The organism is Aliiroseovarius zhejiangensis, assembly GCF_014656375.1.
GTDB classification, from domain to species: Bacteria; Pseudomonadota; Alphaproteobacteria; order Rhodobacterales; family Rhodobacteraceae; genus Aliiroseovarius; species Aliiroseovarius zhejiangensis.
In genome coordinates, this window is sequence record NZ_BNCH01000012.1 from 1 (window position 1) to 19,744 (window position 19,744).

23 protein-coding genes are annotated in these 19,744 nt (G+C 59.3%); 17 read left to right on the plus strand and 6 right to left on the minus strand.

Going from position 1 to position 19,744, the window contains the following annotated elements:
- A partial coding sequence (locus tag IE188_RS16805; protein ID WP_229836940.1) for a hypothetical protein occupies positions 1 to 200 on the plus strand: 200 nt, incomplete at its 5' end.
- Between the two features lie 434 nt (positions 201 to 634).
- Here IE188_RS16805 and IE188_RS16390 read toward each other — a convergent pair.
- Complete coding sequence (locus IE188_RS16390; protein WP_191287608.1) at positions 635 to 1,732, minus strand: PAS domain-containing sensor histidine kinase; 1,098 nt, start codon at positions 1,730 to 1,732, stop codon at positions 635 to 637.
- A gap of 162 nt (positions 1,733 to 1,894) precedes the next feature.
- Positions 1,895 to 2,743 (minus strand): cation diffusion facilitator family transporter, encoded by an 849-nt coding sequence (locus IE188_RS16395; RefSeq protein ID WP_191287609.1) that lies wholly within the window; start codon positions 2,741 to 2,743, stop codon positions 1,895 to 1,897.
- A gap of 63 nt (positions 2,744 to 2,806) precedes the next feature.
- On the opposite strand from IE188_RS16395, the gene IE188_RS16400 reads away from it, so the two are divergent.
- A complete protein-coding gene (locus IE188_RS16400) occupies positions 2,807 to 3,157 on the plus strand; it encodes an ArsR/SmtB family transcription factor (RefSeq protein ID WP_191287610.1) in 351 nt (116 codons plus the stop codon).
- A gap of 3 nt (positions 3,158 to 3,160) precedes the next feature.
- On the opposite strand, the gene IE188_RS16405 is transcribed toward IE188_RS16400, so the two are convergent.
- Positions 3,161 to 4,096: a cation diffusion facilitator family transporter gene (locus IE188_RS16405; RefSeq protein ID WP_191287611.1), complete on the minus strand. Its 936-nt coding sequence runs from the start codon at positions 4,094 to 4,096 to the stop codon at positions 3,161 to 3,163.
- 72 nt (positions 4,097 to 4,168) lie between these two features.
- Between IE188_RS16405 and IE188_RS16410 the strand changes: the two genes are divergently transcribed.
- The 4 genes from IE188_RS16410 to IE188_RS16425 all read left to right on the plus strand — a co-directional run bounded on the left by IE188_RS16410 (position 4,169) and on the right by IE188_RS16425 (position 6,074).
- Positions 4,169 to 4,594, plus strand: a complete 426-nt coding sequence (locus IE188_RS16410; protein ID WP_191287612.1) for a MerR family transcriptional regulator — start codon at positions 4,169 to 4,171, stop codon at positions 4,592 to 4,594.
- A gap of 116 nt (positions 4,595 to 4,710) precedes the next feature.
- Complete coding sequence (locus IE188_RS16415; RefSeq protein ID WP_191287613.1) at positions 4,711 to 5,025, plus strand: hypothetical protein; 315 nt, start codon at positions 4,711 to 4,713, stop codon at positions 5,023 to 5,025.
- A 93-nt stretch (positions 5,026 to 5,118) separates the two neighbouring features.
- Positions 5,119 to 5,613, plus strand: coding sequence for a DUF411 domain-containing protein (locus IE188_RS16420; RefSeq protein ID WP_191287614.1), 495 nt, complete (start codon positions 5,119 to 5,121; stop codon positions 5,611 to 5,613).
- 8 nt (positions 5,614 to 5,621) lie between these two features.
- On the plus strand, positions 5,622 to 6,074 hold the full coding sequence (locus IE188_RS16425; protein ID WP_229836943.1) for a c-type cytochrome: 453 nt from the start codon (positions 5,622 to 5,624) through the stop codon (positions 6,072 to 6,074).
- Positions 6,075 to 6,134: 60 nt separating this feature from the next.
- On the opposite strand, the gene IE188_RS16430 is transcribed toward IE188_RS16425, so the two are convergent.
- The gene (locus IE188_RS16430; protein WP_074637859.1) at positions 6,135 to 6,407 is read right to left on the minus strand and encodes a metal-sensitive transcriptional regulator; all 273 of its coding nucleotides are present in this window, start codon (positions 6,405 to 6,407) and stop codon (positions 6,135 to 6,137) included.
- A gap of 80 nt (positions 6,408 to 6,487) precedes the next feature.
- Here IE188_RS16430 and IE188_RS16435 point away from each other — a divergent pair, with 80 nt between their 5' ends.
- Both IE188_RS16435 and IE188_RS16440 read left to right on the plus strand, forming a co-directional pair.
- Positions 6,488 to 7,039 carry a DUF305 domain-containing protein gene (locus IE188_RS16435; RefSeq protein ID WP_229836946.1) on the plus strand — a complete coding sequence of 184 codons (552 nt, stop codon included), beginning with the start codon at positions 6,488 to 6,490 and terminating at the stop codon, positions 7,037 to 7,039.
- A 17-nt stretch (positions 7,040 to 7,056) separates the two neighbouring features.
- On the plus strand, positions 7,057 to 7,845 hold the full coding sequence (locus IE188_RS16440; RefSeq protein ID WP_083350928.1) for a MauE/DoxX family redox-associated membrane protein: 789 nt from the start codon (positions 7,057 to 7,059) through the stop codon (positions 7,843 to 7,845).
- Between the two features lie 139 nt (positions 7,846 to 7,984).
- Here IE188_RS16440 and IE188_RS16445 read toward each other — a convergent pair whose 3' ends face one another.
- Entirely contained in the window at positions 7,985 to 8,869 is an 885-nt protein-coding gene (locus tag IE188_RS16445) for an ArdC family protein (RefSeq protein WP_191287615.1), read from the minus strand.
- A gap of 489 nt (positions 8,870 to 9,358) precedes the next feature.
- Between IE188_RS16445 and IE188_RS16450 the strand changes: the two genes are divergently transcribed.
- A complete protein-coding gene (locus IE188_RS16450; RefSeq protein WP_191287616.1) occupies positions 9,359 to 9,697 on the plus strand; it encodes a hypothetical protein in 339 nt (112 codons plus the stop codon).
- Here the strand turns inward: IE188_RS16450 and mobQ are convergent.
- A complete protein-coding gene (mobQ, locus tag IE188_RS16455; RefSeq protein ID WP_191287617.1) occupies positions 9,687 to 10,973 on the minus strand; it encodes a MobQ family relaxase in 1,287 nt (428 codons plus the stop codon). The two genes, IE188_RS16450 and mobQ, sit on opposite strands and share 11 nt — an antisense overlap.
- A 663-nt stretch (positions 10,974 to 11,636) precedes the next feature.
- Here mobQ and IE188_RS16460 point away from each other — a divergent pair.
- From IE188_RS16460 to IE188_RS16495, 8 genes are all read left to right on the plus strand, one after another.
- The gene (locus tag IE188_RS16460) at positions 11,637 to 11,924 is read left to right on the plus strand and encodes a mobilization protein (RefSeq protein WP_191287618.1); all 288 of its coding nucleotides are present in this window, start codon (positions 11,637 to 11,639) and stop codon (positions 11,922 to 11,924) included.
- 11 nt (positions 11,925 to 11,935) lie between these two features.
- Complete coding sequence (locus IE188_RS16465) at positions 11,936 to 13,597, plus strand: type IV secretory system conjugative DNA transfer family protein (RefSeq protein WP_229836948.1); 1,662 nt, start codon at positions 11,936 to 11,938, stop codon at positions 13,595 to 13,597.
- 18 nt (positions 13,598 to 13,615) lie between these two features.
- Positions 13,616 to 14,164, plus strand: a complete 549-nt coding sequence (locus IE188_RS16470) for a hypothetical protein (protein WP_191287620.1) — start codon at positions 13,616 to 13,618, stop codon at positions 14,162 to 14,164.
- Between the two features lie 225 nt (positions 14,165 to 14,389).
- Positions 14,390 to 15,424 carry a replication initiator protein A gene (locus IE188_RS16475; RefSeq protein ID WP_191287621.1) on the plus strand — a complete coding sequence of 345 codons (1,035 nt, stop codon included), beginning with the start codon at positions 14,390 to 14,392 and terminating at the stop codon, positions 15,422 to 15,424.
- A gap of 111 nt (positions 15,425 to 15,535) precedes the next feature.
- Complete coding sequence (locus IE188_RS16480) at positions 15,536 to 16,204, plus strand: ParA family protein (protein ID WP_191287622.1); 669 nt, start codon at positions 15,536 to 15,538, stop codon at positions 16,202 to 16,204.
- A 399-nt stretch (positions 16,205 to 16,603) separates the two neighbouring features.
- Entirely contained in the window at positions 16,604 to 17,824 is a 1,221-nt protein-coding gene (gene dcm / locus IE188_RS16485) for a DNA (cytosine-5-)-methyltransferase (protein WP_191287623.1), read from the plus strand.
- Positions 17,817 to 18,278: a very short patch repair endonuclease gene (locus IE188_RS16490; RefSeq protein ID WP_191287624.1), complete on the plus strand. Its 462-nt coding sequence runs from the start codon at positions 17,817 to 17,819 to the stop codon at positions 18,276 to 18,278. The genes dcm and IE188_RS16490 overlap by 8 nt, the downstream gene beginning before the upstream one ends.
- On the plus strand, positions 18,271 to 19,599 hold the full coding sequence (locus IE188_RS16495; protein WP_229836949.1) for an MvaI/BcnI family restriction endonuclease: 1,329 nt from the start codon (positions 18,271 to 18,273) through the stop codon (positions 19,597 to 19,599). Before IE188_RS16490 ends, IE188_RS16495 begins: the two co-directional genes overlap by 8 nt.
- The last annotated feature ends 145 nt before the right edge of the window (positions 19,600 to 19,744 follow it).

A 19,744-nucleotide genomic window follows, 5' to 3' on the forward strand; every position in this document is an offset into this window, starting at 1 on the left:
AAAAAAATGCCCAGATCGATACCGCTGACTTCATCCATTCTAGTGCCCTCCGGCAGCACGATTTAGCGAGAGCTCAGCACAAATATGCAAGCTTCAGCGTGATGTTGGAAAAACGGATACCAAACAGACTCTTGGGTGAGCAAGACGCATTCTTAGGGCTGCTATATAGCTTTTCGGTTGTCAGTAGCCCTCAAAGATGAGCACTGGTCTTGCTGTGACAAGTTCCAAAGGCCGGTTCAAGGGGTGTCAGCTGAGGTGGCTAATTGGCAGCTGAGGCATGCTCGCGGCTCGGTTGATGTCGGCTTTCAGCGCTTCCAACCCGTTTGTGCTTCGCGCAGCAATTGGGAGGTATGGGCTCGAAGCCGACGATCGCCGCATGAAGCGCAAATGTCCGCTACGCTGGCTCCAGCACGAGTCTACGCCACTTAACCCTAAAGAAAATGTGCCAAATATCACGGAAGGTCACACATAGCCAAAGTTCATACAAATACTGTTGCGCTTTCTTGTTGCTCAATCAAGATAATTCGCAACATAATTTTGCAACAGCCAGGGTAGGGCGTGTCGTATGTTGCGCAAAGAACCGTTTTTGCCGCTCCAATCTGAATTGCAATCGTTTGCAGCTTTCCTGAAGATGTCAGGAGAGCGCAGGGTCACCGATGTTACGATGTGCACCAACGTCAGCTTTTCTGCTCAAGGGGATAGCCAGTTCAAACACTGTACGATCTTCGGTTGATGTCACTGTCAGCTCACCGGAATGCGCCTTTGCGATCTGATCTGCAATGTAGAGTCCTAAGCCCAGCCCTTGTAGAGACGCGCCCTCTTCGGTGCGTTCAAAAGGCTTAAATAGATTTGGGATGACGTCATCGGGAATTTTCGTTCCAGAGTTAGTAACCGATAGCATAAAGAAACCATCCACTGCCTTCGTAACAACAGAAATTGATTCATCCTGCGACCCATGCGTGACGGCATTGGCAACCAGGTTCGACAACAGTTGATCCAGCCGGGCCGCATCACACGTCAATGCACCATCAAACTTGAACGCCGTCTCGAACTGTCGCTCAGGATGCGCGATGCTGATTTCCTCGACCACGCGTTCAAAGCCGTGTTGGAGATTGTCGATCTGCTTCAAATCAACGGGGATGCCACCCCCCAGACGGGCTCTGGCAAAATCCATGATGCTGTCAATCAGCTTCGCCATCCGATCTGCGCTTCCATCTATGGCAGCAAACATCGCGGCGATTTCTTCGTTATGCGGTTGGCGTGAAGCGATACGGACAGCCGACCCGACAGCCGCCAGAGGATTGCGCAGATCATGTCCCAGAATGGCGATGAATTGTTCCCGCAAGGTGGCTTCGTCCTCCGACGATTGCAGCGCCCTGACGTTTGCTTTCTCCCGTGTCACATCACGCGCACTGCAAACAAAAATGTCGCTCTCGGGGACCGCAACCCAAGATAGCCACCGATAGGTGCCATCTTTGCATCGATACCTATTCTCAAAGTGCAAAGCGGGCTCGCCCGTCTTCATGGTGGAGAACACCGCCAGCGTGCGATCCAGATCGTCGGGATGAAGAAAGTCGGTGAAGACCATGCTTCTGATCTCGGCTTCAGACCATCCGAGCACGGCTTGCCATGCGGGGTTCGTTTCAACGAAAACTCCCGCCTGATTAACGATACCCAACAGATCAGGCGAAACCTGCCAAGTTAGGCTGTGTGTGTCCGCAACAGATGTCATTACACCAGCATAACAGAAGGTTAATGATTGTCATGTGACATACGTTCAGTGACCAATCGTCGGATTGTGATTAATAGCAACTGCCATTGGCCATTGTAAGCTGATGGTTCGTCCTCCCAGACAGCCGGACCGTGACCAGCCTGCTCATGAAGGTCCACAACACTATGTTTCCGCCAAGTCGCTCCGCGCATCGCGGATAATCATCCACGACGAATGCAGGAACAGCCCTGCAATGGCGAAGGCGACGATGAGGTCCGGCCAGGCACTGCCGAGCCATGCGACCAGCCCGGCGGCGATCACCACGGCGAGGTTGCCGATGGCGTCGTTGCGCGAAAACAGCCAGACCGCCCGCATGTTCGCGTCCCCCTTACGGTGTTTCAGGAGCGGCAGGACCGCAAGGATATTCACGATCAACGCGCCCACTGCGAAGGCTCCCATCAACCCGGCTTCGGGCGTCGTCTGATTGAGAACGCGCCAAAGCGTGCTGCCCACAACGCCAAGGCCCAGAATTCCCAGAAACACTCCTTGGATCATCGCCGACCGCGCCCGCCATGCCAGGCTCCAGCCGATTGCGAGCAGACCCAGAAAGGTGATCGCGCCATCACCCAGAAAATCGAGCGCGTCCGCCTTCAACGCCTGCGACCCTGAAAGGAACCCGCCGAACATCTCGACCACGCCGTAGCCGAGATTGAGCAGGACCACGATCCAGAGGGCGCGGCGATAGCTCGGGTCCTTGTAGGCCGGATCGGAGGATGTGTCGCCGTCCTCGATCTTCTCGAAGCCGTAGCCGGTCGCGTCAAGCGCGGGCCACACTTTCGGCAAGTCACCCTCCGCGATCCGCAATGTCATGACGTGGGTCGCGGCAGACACCTTCACATCGCCATCGGCCACGCCCGCAGACCGGGCCGCGCGCTCGATCTCGGCGGCGTCCTTGGCGCAGTCCATGCCCTGCACCCGCATCCGGATCGGTGAGGATGCCGTAGGCAACGTGCTGTTCTCGGCTTGGCTCATGTGCGATCCTCTTCAAGGTGGCGGGCGAAAGGGTTCGCCGCTAACGTATCAGTGGATAATGATATGATGACGAACGACGCGCAAGGCGATCTTTTGGCAGCCGACGCTCTGGAACTGCGGGCAAAGCTCTTCCGGGGCCTCGGCGATCCCAGCCGTCTGGCGATCCTGGATGCGCTGGTATCAGGCGAACGCAACGTGCAGGAAATTGTCGGCGATACGGGGTTGGGGCAACCCAACGTCTCGAACCATCTGCGCTGCCTGCTCGACTGCGGATTGGTCAGCCGCCGCAGCGAGGGCCGGTTCGTCCGGTATCGTCTGGCGGACAGGCAGGTCGCCAATCTGATCCGCGATGCGGACCGGCTCCTCGCCGCGACGGGGGCGGGGATCGACAACTGCGAGCGCTACACAGAGTAGTGCTCATCCGTGCCGCTCCTCGCCATGGCCGCGCCCGCCGAACTCAGCCGGGTCGTCGCAGGCGTGGCGCGCGCACTCCAGCTCCAGCGTCGTATGCTCGATGTCGAACCGGTCTGACAATGCCACCTTGATCTGCTCCTTGACCGCGTCTGCGTTGGACCAAAGACCTTCGGCAATGACGACATGCGCGTCGAGTGCCGCACGGTGTTCGTCCATCTGCCAGAAATGCGCGTGGTGGATGCCCGTCACGCCGTCGATTCCGCGCACGGTCTCCAGCACCGCTTCCGTCTCGATATCAGGTGGTGAGCCGAGCATCAGGATACGGATCACCGGGCCGATTTCCTGGAACGATTGCCAGAGAATGTAGCCCGCGATCATCACCGTCACGAGCGGGTCGATCAGCCGCCAGTCGTAGAGAAGGATCAATGTGCCAGCGACAATTACTGCGACAGAGCCGAGCGCATCGGCAACGTTGTGCAGGAACGCCGCGCGGATGTTCACACTGGATTTGGACATGGCGTAGGTCAGCGCCGCCGTCACGGCGTCCACGATCAGCGCGATTCCGGCGATGATGACGATCAGCCAGCCCTCGACCGGCTGCGGATCGGCAAAGCGCATTGCGGCCTCGTAAAGCAGATAGAGGCCGATCACGATCAGCGTGGTGTAGTTGATGAGCGCGGCGACGACCTCGACCCGGCCATAGCCGAACGTCATATCCGCGTCCCGTGGCCGTCGCGCGATCTTGCGAGCGCCGAAAGCGATGATGAGCGAGATCGCGTCGGAAAAGTTGTGCAGCGCGTCGGCGATCAGGGCGAGCGAGCCGGAAACGATGCCACCGACGATCTGCGCGACCGTCAGGCCCATATTGACCGCGATGGCGGCGAAGACGCGGCGGTCGCCTGCCTCGGGATCGACGTGATGATGATGGCCATGACCCATGACGGCTCCTTTCGATTCGTATCGTTTTCAGTTAGATACGATCTACAGCGACTGTAGGTTCAAGGGGCAATGATGAAAGAATACTCCATCGGGCAGATGTCGCGCCGGACCGGCGTGAAGGTGACGACGATCCGCTACTATGAAAGCCGAGGCCTGATCCTGTCTCCGGCTCGCACGACAGGCAGGCAACGGCGCTACGACGAAGCCGCCCTCGAACGCCTCGCCTTCTTGCGCCATGCGCGAGAACTGGGCTTCGGTCTCGATGACATCGCCGATCTGATGGCATTGGCTGAAGCCCCGTTAAAGGACTGCGCACCCGCCCACGAGATCGCACGCAAGCAGCTCGCGGCCGTGGATCGGCGCATGAAAATTCTCGCGCAGCTTCGGGAGGAACTGGCGCGGATGGCGAACGCGGACGATCCGGGCCATGCCGGAAAGTGTCGCGTCATCGAGGTTCTTGGTGATCATCGGCTCTGTATCGGTGCGCATGAAGCGTAGAGAAGAATAGCGGGTGAGGCTGGCCGTCGAAAATACGCACGCGCATTATGCCCGCGACAGCATGTATCGCGGCTTGCAGCTTGCAAGTATCCGCATACCCCATGTAGGTATGTGCCATGAGTTTAACCCGGCTTCTTCTTGTTGTCATGGTCGCGCTGTCCGCTTCGGTCTCCGCGGCGATGGACGCGGGCCATGCGGCTGTTGTGGAGCATAGCCACGCGGCGATGGATGACATGGCCGACGATCAGCCCGTCTGCTGTTCGGAAAGCTCTGAGCGCTCCCAGACCTGCCATGCGCTTCCCGCGCTGCTTCCCGGTGCGGGCCAACATGACGCCGCCCCCGCTACTTGCGAGGATGTATTCTTCGTTGCTGGCCTGCTGCTGACAGGTATTGAGCCTTCCAGCCCTCTTGATCCACCCCGCGTGGTGTGATGCCCTTCTGCGTCCATCGGGATGCAGCATCCAAATCTGCAATCACACCAGAACGGGCTTTGCCCGTGCGTAATCCTATCGAGAGGAAAAGACATGAAACCGATCAAGACACTACTCGCCTTCACGCCCGCCGCCGCACTTGCGCTTAGTCTCGCCTCATTTGGCGCAGCTGGTATGGCCCACGCTGATAATCATTCCGGCTTGGCCGATCACGGCACGATGCACGTCACCAAAAGCCCGACCTGCGGCTGTTGCGGTGCTTGGGTCGCCTTGGCCCGCGAGGAAGGCTACGACATCGAGGTCACGGAAACCCGAGATGTGACCAGCGTGAAGCTGGACAACGATGTGCCCGGAACGATGTGGGCCTGCCATACCGCGATGATCGACGGCTATGTGGTCGAAGGTCATGTGCCGTTCGCCGCTCTCGCCAAGTTGCTCGAAGAACGCCCGGAAATTGACGGGATCGCGGTCCCCGGAATGCCCGGCGGCTCCCCCGGCATGGGGGATGATCCGACCGCGCGGTACGACGTGCTGGCCTTCGGTGGCGACGCCGGTGAGGGCGAGGTCTTCTACCGGGCCGGTCTGTGAACCGGACTGTGACGCTCGGTCTTGGGGCAGCGGTTCTTGCGGGAGCCGCTGCCCTCGCCTTCGGGTGGGGCACCTCGGCACCGGCCCAGACCGTGCTGATGCCGTCCGACCCGGACGTGGTGGCACTGGGACAGGCGGTCTACGTCGAGAACTGCGCCTCGTGCCACGGTGCGAACCTCGACGGTCAGCCGAACTGGCGGTCGCCCGGCCCGGACGGGCGGCTCCCTGCACCGCCGCATGATGAAACCGGGCATACGTGGCACCATGACGGCGACACGCTGTTTCAGCTGACCAAATACGGGACCGGGGCTTTGATCGGCGATCCTGACTACCAATCCAATATGCCGATCTATGAAGGCGTCCTGACGGATGAAGAGATCATCGCTGTCCTCAGCTACATCAAGTCAACATGGCCGCAGGACATCCGCGACCATCACGACGCATTGGCGAACAGACAGTGACGCCTGGCACGCTGGCCGTCTCAATGATGTTCTGCCAAAGACGAGCGCTCGACTAAAAATTTACCGTGACGCCTTTTGTAAAAGCCCGATCAGCTCATCGAACTTGGCGCGCTGTTCTTCCGGGTCGCCGCTTTCGATCGCAGCCTCGACGCAGTGCTCCGCGTGTTGTTCGAGGATCAGCTTTTCGACTCCAAGAACCGCAGACCGGATCGCCGCCGTCTGCGCCAGAATGTCCATGCAGTAACGGTCGCTTTCGACCATTTTGGCGACCCCACGCACCTGTCCTTCGAGCCGTGACAGACGGTCCAGCGTTTTATCCTTGTTGGCCTTCATGCGGCGGCGCTCCCTTTTTTGGAACCTTTGGCTGACATTTTCGTTGTATACCCCATATGGGTATATTGAAGAGGCAGACAATGGCACATCAGGACGACACTACAATGGTTTCGCACAACGCGCATCATGATAGCAAAACCGGCAAAGGCAGTGGCTATGGCCGGTTCTTTGCAATGATCGGCACGTCGACAGTGGTGATGTATGGCCTGATGTATCTCAACACATATGCCCTCGATCACGTCTTCTTCTCGCAGACGCGAATGTGGATGGCGCTCTACATGGGCGGGATGATGGCGATCATCATGCTCGCTTTCATGCTGGGCATGTATTCCAACCGGAAAACCAACATCGCGATCTTTGCAGGCGCAGCCATCGCCTTTGCCGCCGGGATTTACCTCGTTCGGTCGCAGGACACGGTGGGCGACGTGGCGTGGATGAAAGCGATGATCCCGCACCATTCCATCGCGATCCTGACCAGCGAACGAGCCAATATTTCCGACCCTCGGGTACGCGAGCTGGCCGATGCAATCATCGAGGCACAGCGCAGCGAGATCGCGGAAATGCAGCGATACATCGCAGACATTGAAGAAAATGGGGATGCGGCCCCCGGCACATCTCGAACAGAACCCTGAGACAAAGGAAGCCAATCATGCCAAAGGATACTCGCGACGTTGCAAACGTAACGACCGACCCTGTCACCGCCGCGACCGGAAAGACTGCCGTTCTCTACCGCATGGCACTGCCGAACCATCTGTGTCCGGCAGGGCAGAAAGCGCGCTGGCTTCTGAAGTCCAAAGGCTATGATGTCGATGATCGACTGTTCCGCGAGCGCCCCGAAGTGGATGCGTTCAAAGAGGAATATGGCGTCCCTACGACCCCGCAAGTGTGGATCGAAGGTAAGCGCGTCGGTGGCTATGATGCCCTGCGCCAGAAGCTCACCGATTACGATCCCGACGCGACGACCTACACGCCGGTGATCTACCTCTTCGCGGTCGCCGCCGCGACGGCGCTCGCGCTGTCCATCAGCTTTCTCGGCACGATCTCGTGGCAGACGCTCGGTTGGTTCATCTCCGTCTCGATGATCCTGCTGGGTATGCAGAAATTGCGCGACATCGAAGGCTTCACGACGATGTTCCTCAACTACGACCTGCTCGCGCGGAAGTGGGTGCCCTATGCCTATGTCTATCCGTGGGTTGAGACGGGGGCAGGTATCCTGATGACGGGCATGCTGCTGACCCCGCTTGCCGCTCCTGCGGCGCTTTTTATCGCCACGGTGGGTGCCGCAAGCGTGATCAAGGCCGTCTATATCGACAAGCGGGAACTGAAATGCGCCTGCGTGGGCGGCAACTCGAACGTGCCGCTCGGGTTCGTGAGCCTCACCGAAAACCTGATGATGATGGGCATGGCCATCGTCATGCTAGTCCAGATCATAGTCTGAAGCCGGTTTGAGCAAAAAAGGCTTTGATTTGTCGCACGAAGCGCCGACCCTGAAAACGCCCCATTATCGTAATTGAACCGCCACGCAATAAAGCCCCCGTCTGCTGACGGGGGCTCCGATCATTTGCCCGCACTTGCCGTTACTCTGCCGCCATCCGCTCAAACTGTGCGGTGCGGTCCATGATGTAATCCACGGCCTTCTGCGCCTCAGATGCGGCGCGGAATATCGCGCGGCTGTCTTCTTTCATCGCCTCCAGCCATCCTTCGACATATGCGGCGCTCTGGTCGAATTCAGGCTCCACCCCGATCTGCGCGCACAGCATGCAGTTTCCGATTTCAGCCACCAGCTCCTCGAAGGCATAGGCCTTGCGGTCATTGAACCGGCCCAAGCGGTCCAGCCGCTTTGTCGCGCCTGTCCAGTGAATTGTCTCATGGGCTAGGGTGCCAAAATACCCAGCCGCCCGATGAAACGTGCCAACCGGCGGCATGTGGATGCGGTCGGTCCTGATGTTGTAATAGGCACGCGGCTCCTCGGTCACGTCGATCTGCGCGCCGGTCGCGGCAAAGAAAGCCGCCAGTTCGGGATCGGCCACGGTGCCAAGATCACGGGGCGGATCGGGCAGGATGTAGAATTCAGCGGGCAAGCCCTCGATCTGGTCGGCATTGAACACGCGGTAGGCCTTGGCATAGGGGATCTGGCGTTCCTTGCCGTTCTCGTCCTCGCGCTCGACGGTGCCGTATTTCACCACGGTTGCGGATTTCTCGCCCTTGCGGACATGGCCCCCAAGCTGCTTGGCCTGATTGAACGTCATCCAGCGGGCTGAGCTGTAATCCTTGGCCATCGCTGTGGCCCAAAGCATCAGGATATTGATGCCCCGATAGGCTTCACCGTTGAACCGTTCCGGCAGACTGACCGATGCCCCGCCGCCGGTCCACGGCTTGCGCCAGGGCGGCGTTCCCGCCTCAATCTGCGCAATGATCTGATTGGTGACATCGGAATAAACGTCAAACTTCTCTTTGGTCATTTGTGACCCTCCTTCGCGTAACGCGGGCCGGGTCTCTTCCCCTTTCCGCCAATGGGCGGGCCTTCCTGTTCTGGTCTTTGGAATGCCCATGCATTCCGAAGGGCAGAGCAGGTAAGGGCAAAGCCCGTCCTGCGGCCTGGCGGGGCCGTGACAACCGGGTGGAGGGCGTGAATTTGGGAGGGACCCGCGCGCCTGCGCGTGGGAGGAACCGGAATTCTCGACCGGAACCGACGCCATAGGCGGCGCTTGCCGGTTTTCTCGGACCTGGCAGGATGGCAGGCGGATCAACAGGATTTGGAAACTGTCAGGGTTGGGGTGAGCGGGCGTCAGCCCGTCGATCCCCTGACCTGACTATCGCACACAGCGAGACCGGCACACTGCCGGGATCACTGAACTCTATCGAGCCATACCTAATTCGATAATATACGATTGATGCCTTAGTTAGATTCGGGCAGAAGAAGATCATGATTGTTTCTATCGATGTGCGCGATGAACCAGACGACTGACCTCGAACTAAATGTCACAACCGAACAAGGCCTTCGGGCGCTTGCCGAGGAGGGACACGCGGTCGAAGTGCTTTGCAAAGCCGATCCTGAACGCAAGGGGCCAAGCTGGTATGGTCTATGGATCATGCGGACGGTCGGGAACGACGGGCAGGAGAAAATCCTTGTCACTGCCAGGACGCGCGTGACGCAAAATGCGATCAGGGTGCGCGAGTTCAAGACTGCAACTGGAGTTATATCATTCCTTGTCGGTATTGGGTTCTCACAGGCGAGCATTCCCATGAAGAACGGGGAAACAACGTCTCATCGCCTCGTCAGTGACTGAGGCCCGGATCGCGGTCGATGTCCCGATCCTTCTCGACTTCCTGCTCCTTCTCCTGATCGCGCTCTTCCTCAATTTCCAGCTTTTCGCGCGGCTTGTTCAGTACGTCCTTCAGGCGCTCGTTAACGGACGGCTTGCGCGCCTCGCGCCCTGTGTCCTCGCCAAGGTCATTCTCGCTGTGACCATCCAGCTTGTGAACCGCCGCCTGGCCATCCCGCCCGGCGTCCTTCTCCATGATCTCCTTCAGACGCTCCCGCGCATAATTGCGACCTTCCGGCTTTGGCGTGTCGTCCTGGTCCCGTGACCGGTCCACGACCTGCGACAACCGCTCACGGATATCGTCCGACGTGCGCCCGTCGCGTTCTTTCGACGTCGCGGCCCGGAGTGCCGCCAGACCGGCGGAAACACGGCCCTGCCCCGCCTCGCGCTCAATGCCGTAGGTCTCCCGCGCGATATCCAGCCGCTCACGCATTTCGCGGAAAGCGGCGCGCGCCTGGCGGGCGGCATGGACCACGGCCCCGCGCTCGGTGACCGGGATGTATTCCCGGCCCTGGCGCTCGGCCATCACCTTTGCACGCCGCTCCATGGAATTGGCCGCTGGCCCCAGCTTCAGCTCCGGGTCGCGGTCCAGTTCCTCGGCAGTCAGCTTGTCGCCACGATCCAGCGCCGTCTCGCGCTGCTTCTCAAGCGACCGGTGATCGACACGCTCGACTTCCCCGACACGCTCCAGCGCGCGGTTCTGCAACTCGGCCCAAAGACCGCGCATTTGCTCGATCTCGACGCCACCGGTCTTGGCGGAATCGAGCACGCGCGTCTTGGTTGTGAAGCCCCCGGCTTCCAGCTTGCGAGTGGAGGTCAGAACATGGGCGTGGTGGTTGCGCTGATCGCCCTCGCGGTGGGGCGCATGGATCGCCACATCGACGGCCACGCCGTAGCGGCTGACCAGCTCCTGGGCGAAGTCGCGGGTGATCTGGGAACGGTCCTCGGCGCTGATCTCGGACGGCAGGGCCAGCTCCCATTCACGGGCGGTGACGGAGTTGCGACGGGTCTCGCTGGCCTCGACCTCGTTCCAGAGGCGGGACCGGTCCGAGGCCCAGTCCGGGGCGTCCTTGGGGGTCAGAATGAAGGTCTCCTCGATGCCCTGCTTGCGGGTGTAATCGTGGACGCGACCTTCGCGCTGGCACTCGATGCGCTCCCCGACACGGTAGGCCGCTGCCGCCGTGGCGGAGCGCCCGGCGCTGCGTTTGATCGTCTTCACGGAGAGGTGGTAGCTTGCCATGCGCCCTCCCCTCGCCCGTGATGCAGATGACGACAAAGCGCGCCGCTGCTGACCCCGGCCCATGCGCAAACATGGACCACCGGGTCAGCCGTCTTTTCCCCGATGTACTGCGCCCCGCCCCGGCGTGGTACAAGTGGCAAAGACAGCCCGCCCGAAGGGGTGCATCGCACCTCTGAGGCGTGGGCTTGCCAGTGAACTGCCCCCAGATCCCCAGCCTCATGGGGGGCGGGATATGGGGACAGATCACTGGCGGTTTGCCGGGGGCAAACCCGGTTCGAGTCGGCACCGTCAGGTCTGCCGGGGTGCGCGTTCGCACCGACACGAACCTCCCGCAAGGGAGACGCCAGCGGCAGACCGGCCCCCACCGTAGGGCATCGGACGAGACGCTGGCGCGACCTTGCGGGACGCGATCCAACCGCTGAGGTTGGGCTGGGATGGTTTGGAAGGGGCAGCGCGCCCTTCCATGTCGCGGCGGCACGCAGCGAAGGGGATGGCCATCGGCCGGGGCTTTGCCCCAGAGAGATCGCACGCAAATCTCGGAACCGCAGGTGGAGAGTTTGCATAAGTGCGCCCTTGTCCTTTACAGGCCTACGGGTAAGCGCTATCGCTCGATCTGACAAGACCAACCTGTCCACCTGCTCTTTTCAAAGATGGAGACGCGCATTGGCAGACACCGAACTCGAACGGGCCGAGAAACGATACGCCCAGGCCAAGGCCCGTCTTCAGGCGCTGAAGAACCGGGAAGCCACCAGACAGCGCAAGCTCGACACGCGGCGCAAGGTGATCCTGGGCGGGGCGCTTATGGACCTGGCGGAACGGGATTCTGGTGCTGCCGCCATGCTCGACCGGTTGATCCGCAACCTGCCACGCGAACAGGACCTCAAGGCCTTCGCGGACTGGGAAACCCCCTCCCCTGCTCCGTCCAACTCTGATCCGGAAACGCCGTCCTGATGCGGGGCGTAATGCTTGTCTTCGGAGGGCTGTTCCGGTTCTTCGGTCGGTTGATTTTCATGCCCATCCTGTTGGGCTGGATGATCGGCGCTGTCCTGTTCGGCGCGATGATCGGAGCACTCGTCGCCACGCCCTTCGTCTTCGCCTTCTTCGACCAGCCACCCGGCGAAAGCGCATGGCAGTGGCTGGTCTTCGGCCCGTTCATTTTTGTCGGTGGTATCTTCGGGTTCCAGTACTGGCGCATGGCCTCTGGCGCGGACGCCTTCTTCGGACTGACCGGCGACAGCCACGGCTCGGCCCGCTTCGCCAACCGCAAGGAGCTGAAGAAGCTCCAGCGGGAAGACGGTCTCTTGATTGGGCGCAACCCGCACACCGGACGGCTGCTGCGCTATGATGGTCCCGCCCATCTGATCACCCTCGCCCCTACGCGGGCAGGGAAAGGCGTCGGCACCGTGATCCCCAACCTGCTGGCGGCGGAGCGCTCGGTTCTGGTCATCGACCCCAAGGGCGAAAATGCCCGGATCGCCGGGGAAGCCCGGCGGCGGTTCGGAACAGTCCATGTCCTCGATCCATTTGAGGTCTCCGGGATGCCGTCTGCTGCCTACAACCCACTCGACCGGCTGACACCGGACAGCCTCGATCTGGGCGAGGATGCGGCCTCCCTGACAGAGGCACTTGTGATGGACCCGCCGGGACAGGTGACGGAGGCGCACTGGAACGAGGAGGCCAAGGCCATCCTCGGTGGGCTGATCATGTTCTGCGTCTGCCATGAGGACCGCGACCGCCGGACCCTCGCCACCGTCCGGGAATATCTCACCCTGCCCCCGGAAAAGCTGCGCGCGCTGCTGGAGCTGATGCAGGACAGCGATGCGGCAGGCGGGCTGATCGCCCGCGCCGCCAACCGCTTCCTCGGCAAGGCAGATCGCGAAGCCGCCTCGGTGCTATCCAACGCGCAGCGCCACACGCACTTTCTGGACAGCCCGCGTATTGCCAAAGTTCTGTCGCGGTCGGACTTCCACTTCTCCGATCTGCGTCACCGGATCACCTCGGTGTTTCTGGTGCTGCCTCCGAACCGGATGGACGCCTACAGCCGCTGGCTGCGCCTTCTGGTGTCTCAGGCCCTTCAGGACATTGCACGGGACGCAGAGGCGTCCGTGAGGCCCCTGAGCGACCCCTCAGGCGCTCAGGGGGACACACAGCGCCTCAAGACACCCACGTTGTTCCTCCTGGACGAATTTGCCGCTCTGGGCCGCTTGGAGGCCGTGGAGCGCGCCATGGGGCTGATGGCGGGATATGGCCTCCAACTTTGGCCGATCCTGCAGGACATGAGCCAGCTCAAGGACCTCTACGGCGAACGCGCGGGCACCTTCATTGCCAATGCCGGGGTGCAGCAGGTCTTCGGGGTGAATGATTTCGAGACGGCCAAGTGGCTGAGCCAGATGATGGGACAGGAAACTGCCGGGTTCCAGACCGATAGCTTCAAGCCCGGTGACGGCCCCAGCTTCAGCAACAACCTGACGGGACGCGATCTGCTGACCCCCGATGAAATCATGCAACTCCGCCCGGAAAACCAGCTTCTGCGCGTGCAAGGGCAAGCCACCGCCGTGGCGCAAAAGCTGCGCTACTATGCCGATCCCGAGTTCAAGGGGCTGTTCGTCCCGCAGGACCAGTAATCCGAAGGACGCCTCCCGATGCCAGACCAACCCGACCTCCCTGCCCTCTCCGACGATGATCTGCGCGAAACGCTTGATCTCATGGCAACGGCTGTCGCCAGCATGTCCGATAGGATCGACGATCTGACCGCCGTGGCGGACAAGCAGATCAAGGTCGCGACAGAAGCGCGGATCGCGGCCTTCGCCGCACGGGACCAGACCAACCCGAAAAAGTACGGGGATCTTCTTGGCCAGACACTCGATAGCCACCTGGGCGCAACCGCTGACGCGATGACTGAGATTGTCAGACGCCTTGGCGTCCAGACGGACAAGACCATCGGGGCCTTGGCCAAATCGGAAGATGACAGGTCCAAAGCCTATCGAGAGGTGTTCGAACGGGAACAGAAAGTGGATCATCTCAAAAGCCGCCTGCCCTGGTTTGGTCTGGGTGCATTGGTTGTGGCCCTAGTGCTGACGGTGACGCTTCCTCGTTTCCTGGCCAGCAACGCGTCCACATGCGCTGTCCTCGGGGCATCCTGGACCACGACAACCACGGGTGTCGATGCGTGCGTGTTCTATCAGAGGTAATGGGTGAAACGCGGTCGGTGATTGTCTGAACTTGAGAGGCTGGGTGTTATATATGTGTTAGAATCTGTGTTACGGGTGAGCAGATTACCCGTAGTCACTTGAAATTTAAAGATTTCTTATGATGTTCGGTAACTGATAACACGAATCTTGGTAACTAAAATCCTGCTTTGGGTAACTGATAACACGAATCTTGACTGCGGTAACTAAAACCACGAATGTGGACCCATGGTAACTGATAACACGAACGCCCTCGCCCCGCTCCTTCCGGATCGCCACCCGCAGCATGACCTTTTCATCTGCGATGTTGCTGACGCCGTGTTGAAGGACGTGATGCAACATATGGAGCATCCGTTCTACTCGCTTTCAAAGAAGCCGGAAACGACGGTTAAGCGATACGAGAATGGCAATAAGTGGCTGCAGATCACGCCCAGTGTGAAGGGTCTCGCAACGATCTACGACAAAGACATTCTGATCTACTGCATCAGCCAGATCATGGCGAAACTGAAAGAGGGCCTTCCGGTCTCGCCCCGTGTTCGGATCAATTCCAGAGAGCTGCTTATCTTCACAAATCGCGGTACAAGTGGCCGGGAGTATCAGTCCCTTCTTGATGCCCTAGACCGTCTTGAAGGAACCCGTATCAGGACGAACATTGTGACCGGGGACGAAGAACAGGTCGATGGGTTCGGCCTGATCGACGCTTCCTCTATCCGCCGCAAGCATGGTCTCGACGGTCGCCTGCTGTGGTGCGAGGTGAAGCTGTCGGATTGGGTCTTCAACGCGATCCGAAACGAAGAGGTTCTGACGCTGCACAGGGACTACTTCCGTCTGCGTAAGCCGATTGAACGGCGGGTGTACGAAATTGCTCGAAAGCACTGTGGCCAACAGAAATCTTGGCGTATCACGCTGGCCAAACTGCTTCTCAAGACTGGTTCTCAAAGCCCTCAGAAGCGCTTCCGGCAGATGATCCGGCAGCTCGCAGAGCATGACCACTTGCCGGATTACCACGTTACCTTTGAGGATGAAGCCGACATGGTGGTTTTCACCAATCGCGGCACGATGTCCCCTGCTTCGCTCGTTGAAGGCAGTATTCCTCCTTTGCAGTCGGATACCTACGAAGAAGCGCGCCATGCTGCTCCTGGATGGGATGTACGCTTTCTTGAACGCGAGTGGCGCGACTGGTGTGTGGAGCCTCCTCGTAACGCTGATCGGGCTTTTGTTGGGTTTTGCCGGAAATGGTTCGAGAAGCGCGGGAGACCGTAGGATTAAAAACCGGTAATAGAAATAAATCCGGTTATGGATTTAAATCAGGTGTTGGATATTTTTCCGGTACAGGATATAAATCCGGTAACAACAAGGCGGCAGGATCGAGCAATGCCCGTTATCGTCATGGCAAGCCCCAAGGGCGGGGTCGGTAAATCAACTTGCGCTGTACTTCTGGCGTCTGAATTCGCCCGAATGGGAGCGGATGTCACAGTACTGGACTGCGACCCGAACAAATCTCTGACCAGATGGGCATCGCACGGCGTGCCCAAAGGTGTGACCCTCAAGAATGAGATTGGCCGCTCAGAGATTGTTCCAACAATCCGGAGCGCGGACGGCGATGGCAAAATCGTTATTGTGGACCTGGAAGGGGTTGCCTCCCAGCTTGTAAGTCGTGCGATTTCCCAGGCGGACTTGGTGATCGTACCGATGCAGCCGACCGCTCTCGACGCAGAGATTGGCTCCGAAGCACTGGCATTGGTACGAGAAGAAGAAGAGGCGCTTGGGCGTTCGATCCGGCATGCCGTGGTTTTGACCAAGACAAGTGCCGCAGTCAAAAGCCGCGTCCAGAAGGAGCTGGAAGAGCAGCTCAGAGGGGCAGGGATCGACGTGATCGAGCCATCCTTGGTAGCACGCGCGGCATTTTCGGAACTGTTTGCCTATGGCGGCGATCTGACCGCGATGATGAATGACCCTGAGATGATGACAGGCGGTAAAGTGGATAAGGCGTTGATCAACGCCCAAGCATTCGCGGAGGCTGTTTATGAGCGGCTCAAATAGACTTGCAGGCCTCAAGGCGCGCCCGAAGGACACGACTGTTGAAGAGGTCAGGCGTGTGGATGAGGTTGGAGAGGCGCGGGGGTTCCTAGACAGGACACCCCGCAAGAAGCCTGGCCGCAAACCTAGCCCTCGCACACATCAACTGCACCCCAAAGTGCTCCCTGAAGTGGGTGATGCGATAGCGTCTGAAGCTGAAGCTCTCGGAATTACACAGGGACAGCTTATTGAGCGCATGTGGGCGGCGTATCGAGGCTGAAATCTTCAGTCGCGTGATCCACTGACCAATGCTGTGGCGTGGTTCTTGCTATAGTATTCTCTAAATGTTCTTGCCTTTAGGTAATATTAACCGCACAGTGTCAGAAAAATTCCCGGATAATCACAGAGCGGAACTGACCTGACATGACAGAATTTGAGATGCTGCTGACGCAGAGTGGCTGGTCAATGCCTGAAGCCGCGAAAGCTTTGGGATATTCCGAAGGCCACCTCTACCGCTGGAAGCGGGGTGAGGAAGTGCCGCGCGAAGCTGTAGTGAAACTGCTTCGGATGGAAGTGCGCTCAAGACAGCGCCATGACAGCAACGCATCATTCTCTTTCATTGACCTCTTTGCGGGGATCGGCGGACTGCGCAAAGCCATGGAAGGGGCAGGGGGGCGTTGTGTCTTCACATCCGAATGGGACCGTTTCGCTCAACAGACCTATCACGCCAATTTCCCGGACAATCGTCCCATCGCAGGTGATATCCGCGAAGTAGACCCTCAAGATATCCCAGGTCACGATGTTCTTGTGGCCGGGTTCCCGTGCCAGCCGTTCTCGATCGCGGGGGTATCCAAGAAAAATGCACTTGGACGCGCGCATGGCTTTCTCGATGAAACCCAGGGTACGCTGTTCTTCGACGTATTGCGCATCCTGATGCACCACCGTCCGGCAGCCTTCATGCTGGAGAACGTCAAGAATCTGAAAAGCCATGACAAAGGCAAGACATTCGAAGTGATCCGGCGCGCGCTGACCGAAGAGCTGGGCTATACGCTGCACACGCAGATCATCGATGCGGCCAACTTCGTCCCACAGCACCGGGAACGGATCGTTATGGTCGGTTTCCGGGAGAAAACTGATTTCAGCTTTGAAGGGCTGCATTTGCCGGGTCGGCAGGGCAGGGGTATGAGGGATATCCTGCATCCGGAGAACGGGACTGAAGCCCCTGAGGGGCATTTCACGGTTGGGCCGGATGCGAAGGTCAGTGACAAGTACACGCTCTCAGACAAGCTATGGACGTACCTGCAGGATTATGCCGCCAAGCACCGCGCCAAAGGCAACGGGTTCGGGTTTGGCCTTGTTGATGGTGACAGCATCGCAAGGACGCTGTCTGCGCGCTATTATAAAGATGGCTCGGAAATCCTTGTCAGTCGCGGTGAAGGCAAAAACCCCCGCCGCCTGACCCCCCGTGAATGCGCAAGGCTGATGGGATTTGATGACAGCTTCCGGATTCCGGTTTCGGATACTCAGGCCTACAAGCAGTTTGGCAACTCCGTAGCCGTGCCGGTCTTTGCGGAAGTCGCCCGGCTGATGCTGCCGCACGTCCTGAAACTGATGGATCAGCCCCGGCTGCAAAAGGTTGGCTGACGTTCATTCTGCTGACGCGCGCCGTCGAAACATGGCGGCGATCCGGGGGAAGGATACAAAGCCGGAGTTGATGATCCGGCGCGGGCTGCACGCCAAAGGGTTTCGCTACAGGTTACAGGGCAGGGGCCTTCCCGGCAGACCTGACCTTGTTCTGCCAAAATATCACGCCGTGATCTTCGTGCATGGCTGTTTCTGGCACCGGCATGACTGCCCTATGTTCCGCTGGCCACAAACCCGACGGGAATTCTGGCGCGAGAAAATCAACGGCAACGCCCGGCGTGACGCCGAGGCTATTGGCTTCCTTCTCGACGTGGGCTGGAGAGTGGGTATCGTATGGGAATGTGCCCTCAAAGGGCGCGGCAAGCGGCCTTTGCCCGAAGTGATTGACTCCCTTTCTCTCTGGCTGTCCTCTGACACAAAGCAGTTTTGTGTTGAAGGCCAATGGATTGACTGACCCCCTTATTCGCATTCTCGATCAGATGGCAGCTCATGGAGCGACGCGTTTCTACGCCAAGCAGCTCGCTCCGAATGACAACTCCAAGAACCAGGTTTATCTCGGCGGCGGGTTTGGTGCGCTGAACATCATCCCGCATGGCGAGATCGAAGAGGACGGCAGTCAGGTCGCAGGGTCTGTGCGGGATCGTGCGAAAGCGCCAGTCGATTTTTGGTGGATGGACGAACAAGGCATCGCGCCCGCGCCAGATGCTCAGTTGATCCTGTACCCCAAGTACCCTGAGGTGCGCATGTCCGGCTTTCTGCGCGGCGCTGCGCGTGCGCCAGCACCGCTGATGCGATCACGCGATGAAGGGCGGGTGCTGTTCTTTGGCATCTGCCCAGACGGGCGAGTTATCGGCCATGTTGTCGGCAGGGAAACCCCGGAAGCGGCGGCTCTGGCTGACAAAGTGGATATCCTGGAAGCCTCGGGTGTCTTCCTTGATCTGCAATCGCTTCGGCAGAAGGGGGCAAGCTCCCGCCAGATGCTGCTCGATGCTCTGCGCCGCATCCATGCCAAAGGCTGGGTGCCGTCACAGAAGATGGGCAAGAGCGGGGTGGCTGCGCCCTACAACGCGCGGAATGGCGGCGGATACACCCTGGAGGCAGAACTTGGCATTTCACCCAACGGATACGCAGAACCGGACTATCTGGGCTGGGAGGTCAAACAGTACGGCGTACGGGATTTCGTGAAATATCTTGCGAAAAGCCCAGTCACATTGATGACGCCCGAACCGACAGGTGGTCTGTATCGGGATGACGGCGTCGAGGCTTTTCTGCGCCGGTATGGTTATCCCGACAAGTCAGGCAAGGAAGGCCGGATAAATTTCGGGGGCGTCTATGCCAACGGCAGAGACTTCCACGCCGATACGGGTCTGAAGCTGGTCCTGGAGGGGTTCGATCCCGATGATGGTAAGATCACTGATGTGGACGGGCAGATCGCGCTGATCGACAGCGCAGACGTAGTTGCTGCCTCGTGGGGCTTCAAAGGCGTGATCGGTCACTGGAACCGTAAACATGCCAAGGCTGTCTATGTGCCATCCCTGATGCGCGCGCCGCCACCGGAATACAGCTACGGTTCGCGCGTCGAGCTTTGTGAGGGAACGGATGTCCTGCTTCTGTTGCAGGCGCTGGCCTCAGGCGCGGTGTACTATGATCCCGGGATTAAGATGGAGAAAGCAGACACGCCTGCTCCAGTGACCAAGCGGCGAAGCCAGTTTCGGGTTAAGCACAACGGACTTTTTGGACTTTATCGAACCAGTCGGCAGGAGCAATTGGTTTGAGCATTCGGACATTCGAGCTTTGCACAACCAGTGACAACTCTATTCGGCTGCAGCATAACCGACGATAATGTAAGTAAGCTTTCGCCACCAATGTTAAGCCGCTAAGGTGGCGTACAATTTTGTCACCGTCGGGACTATTTTACGT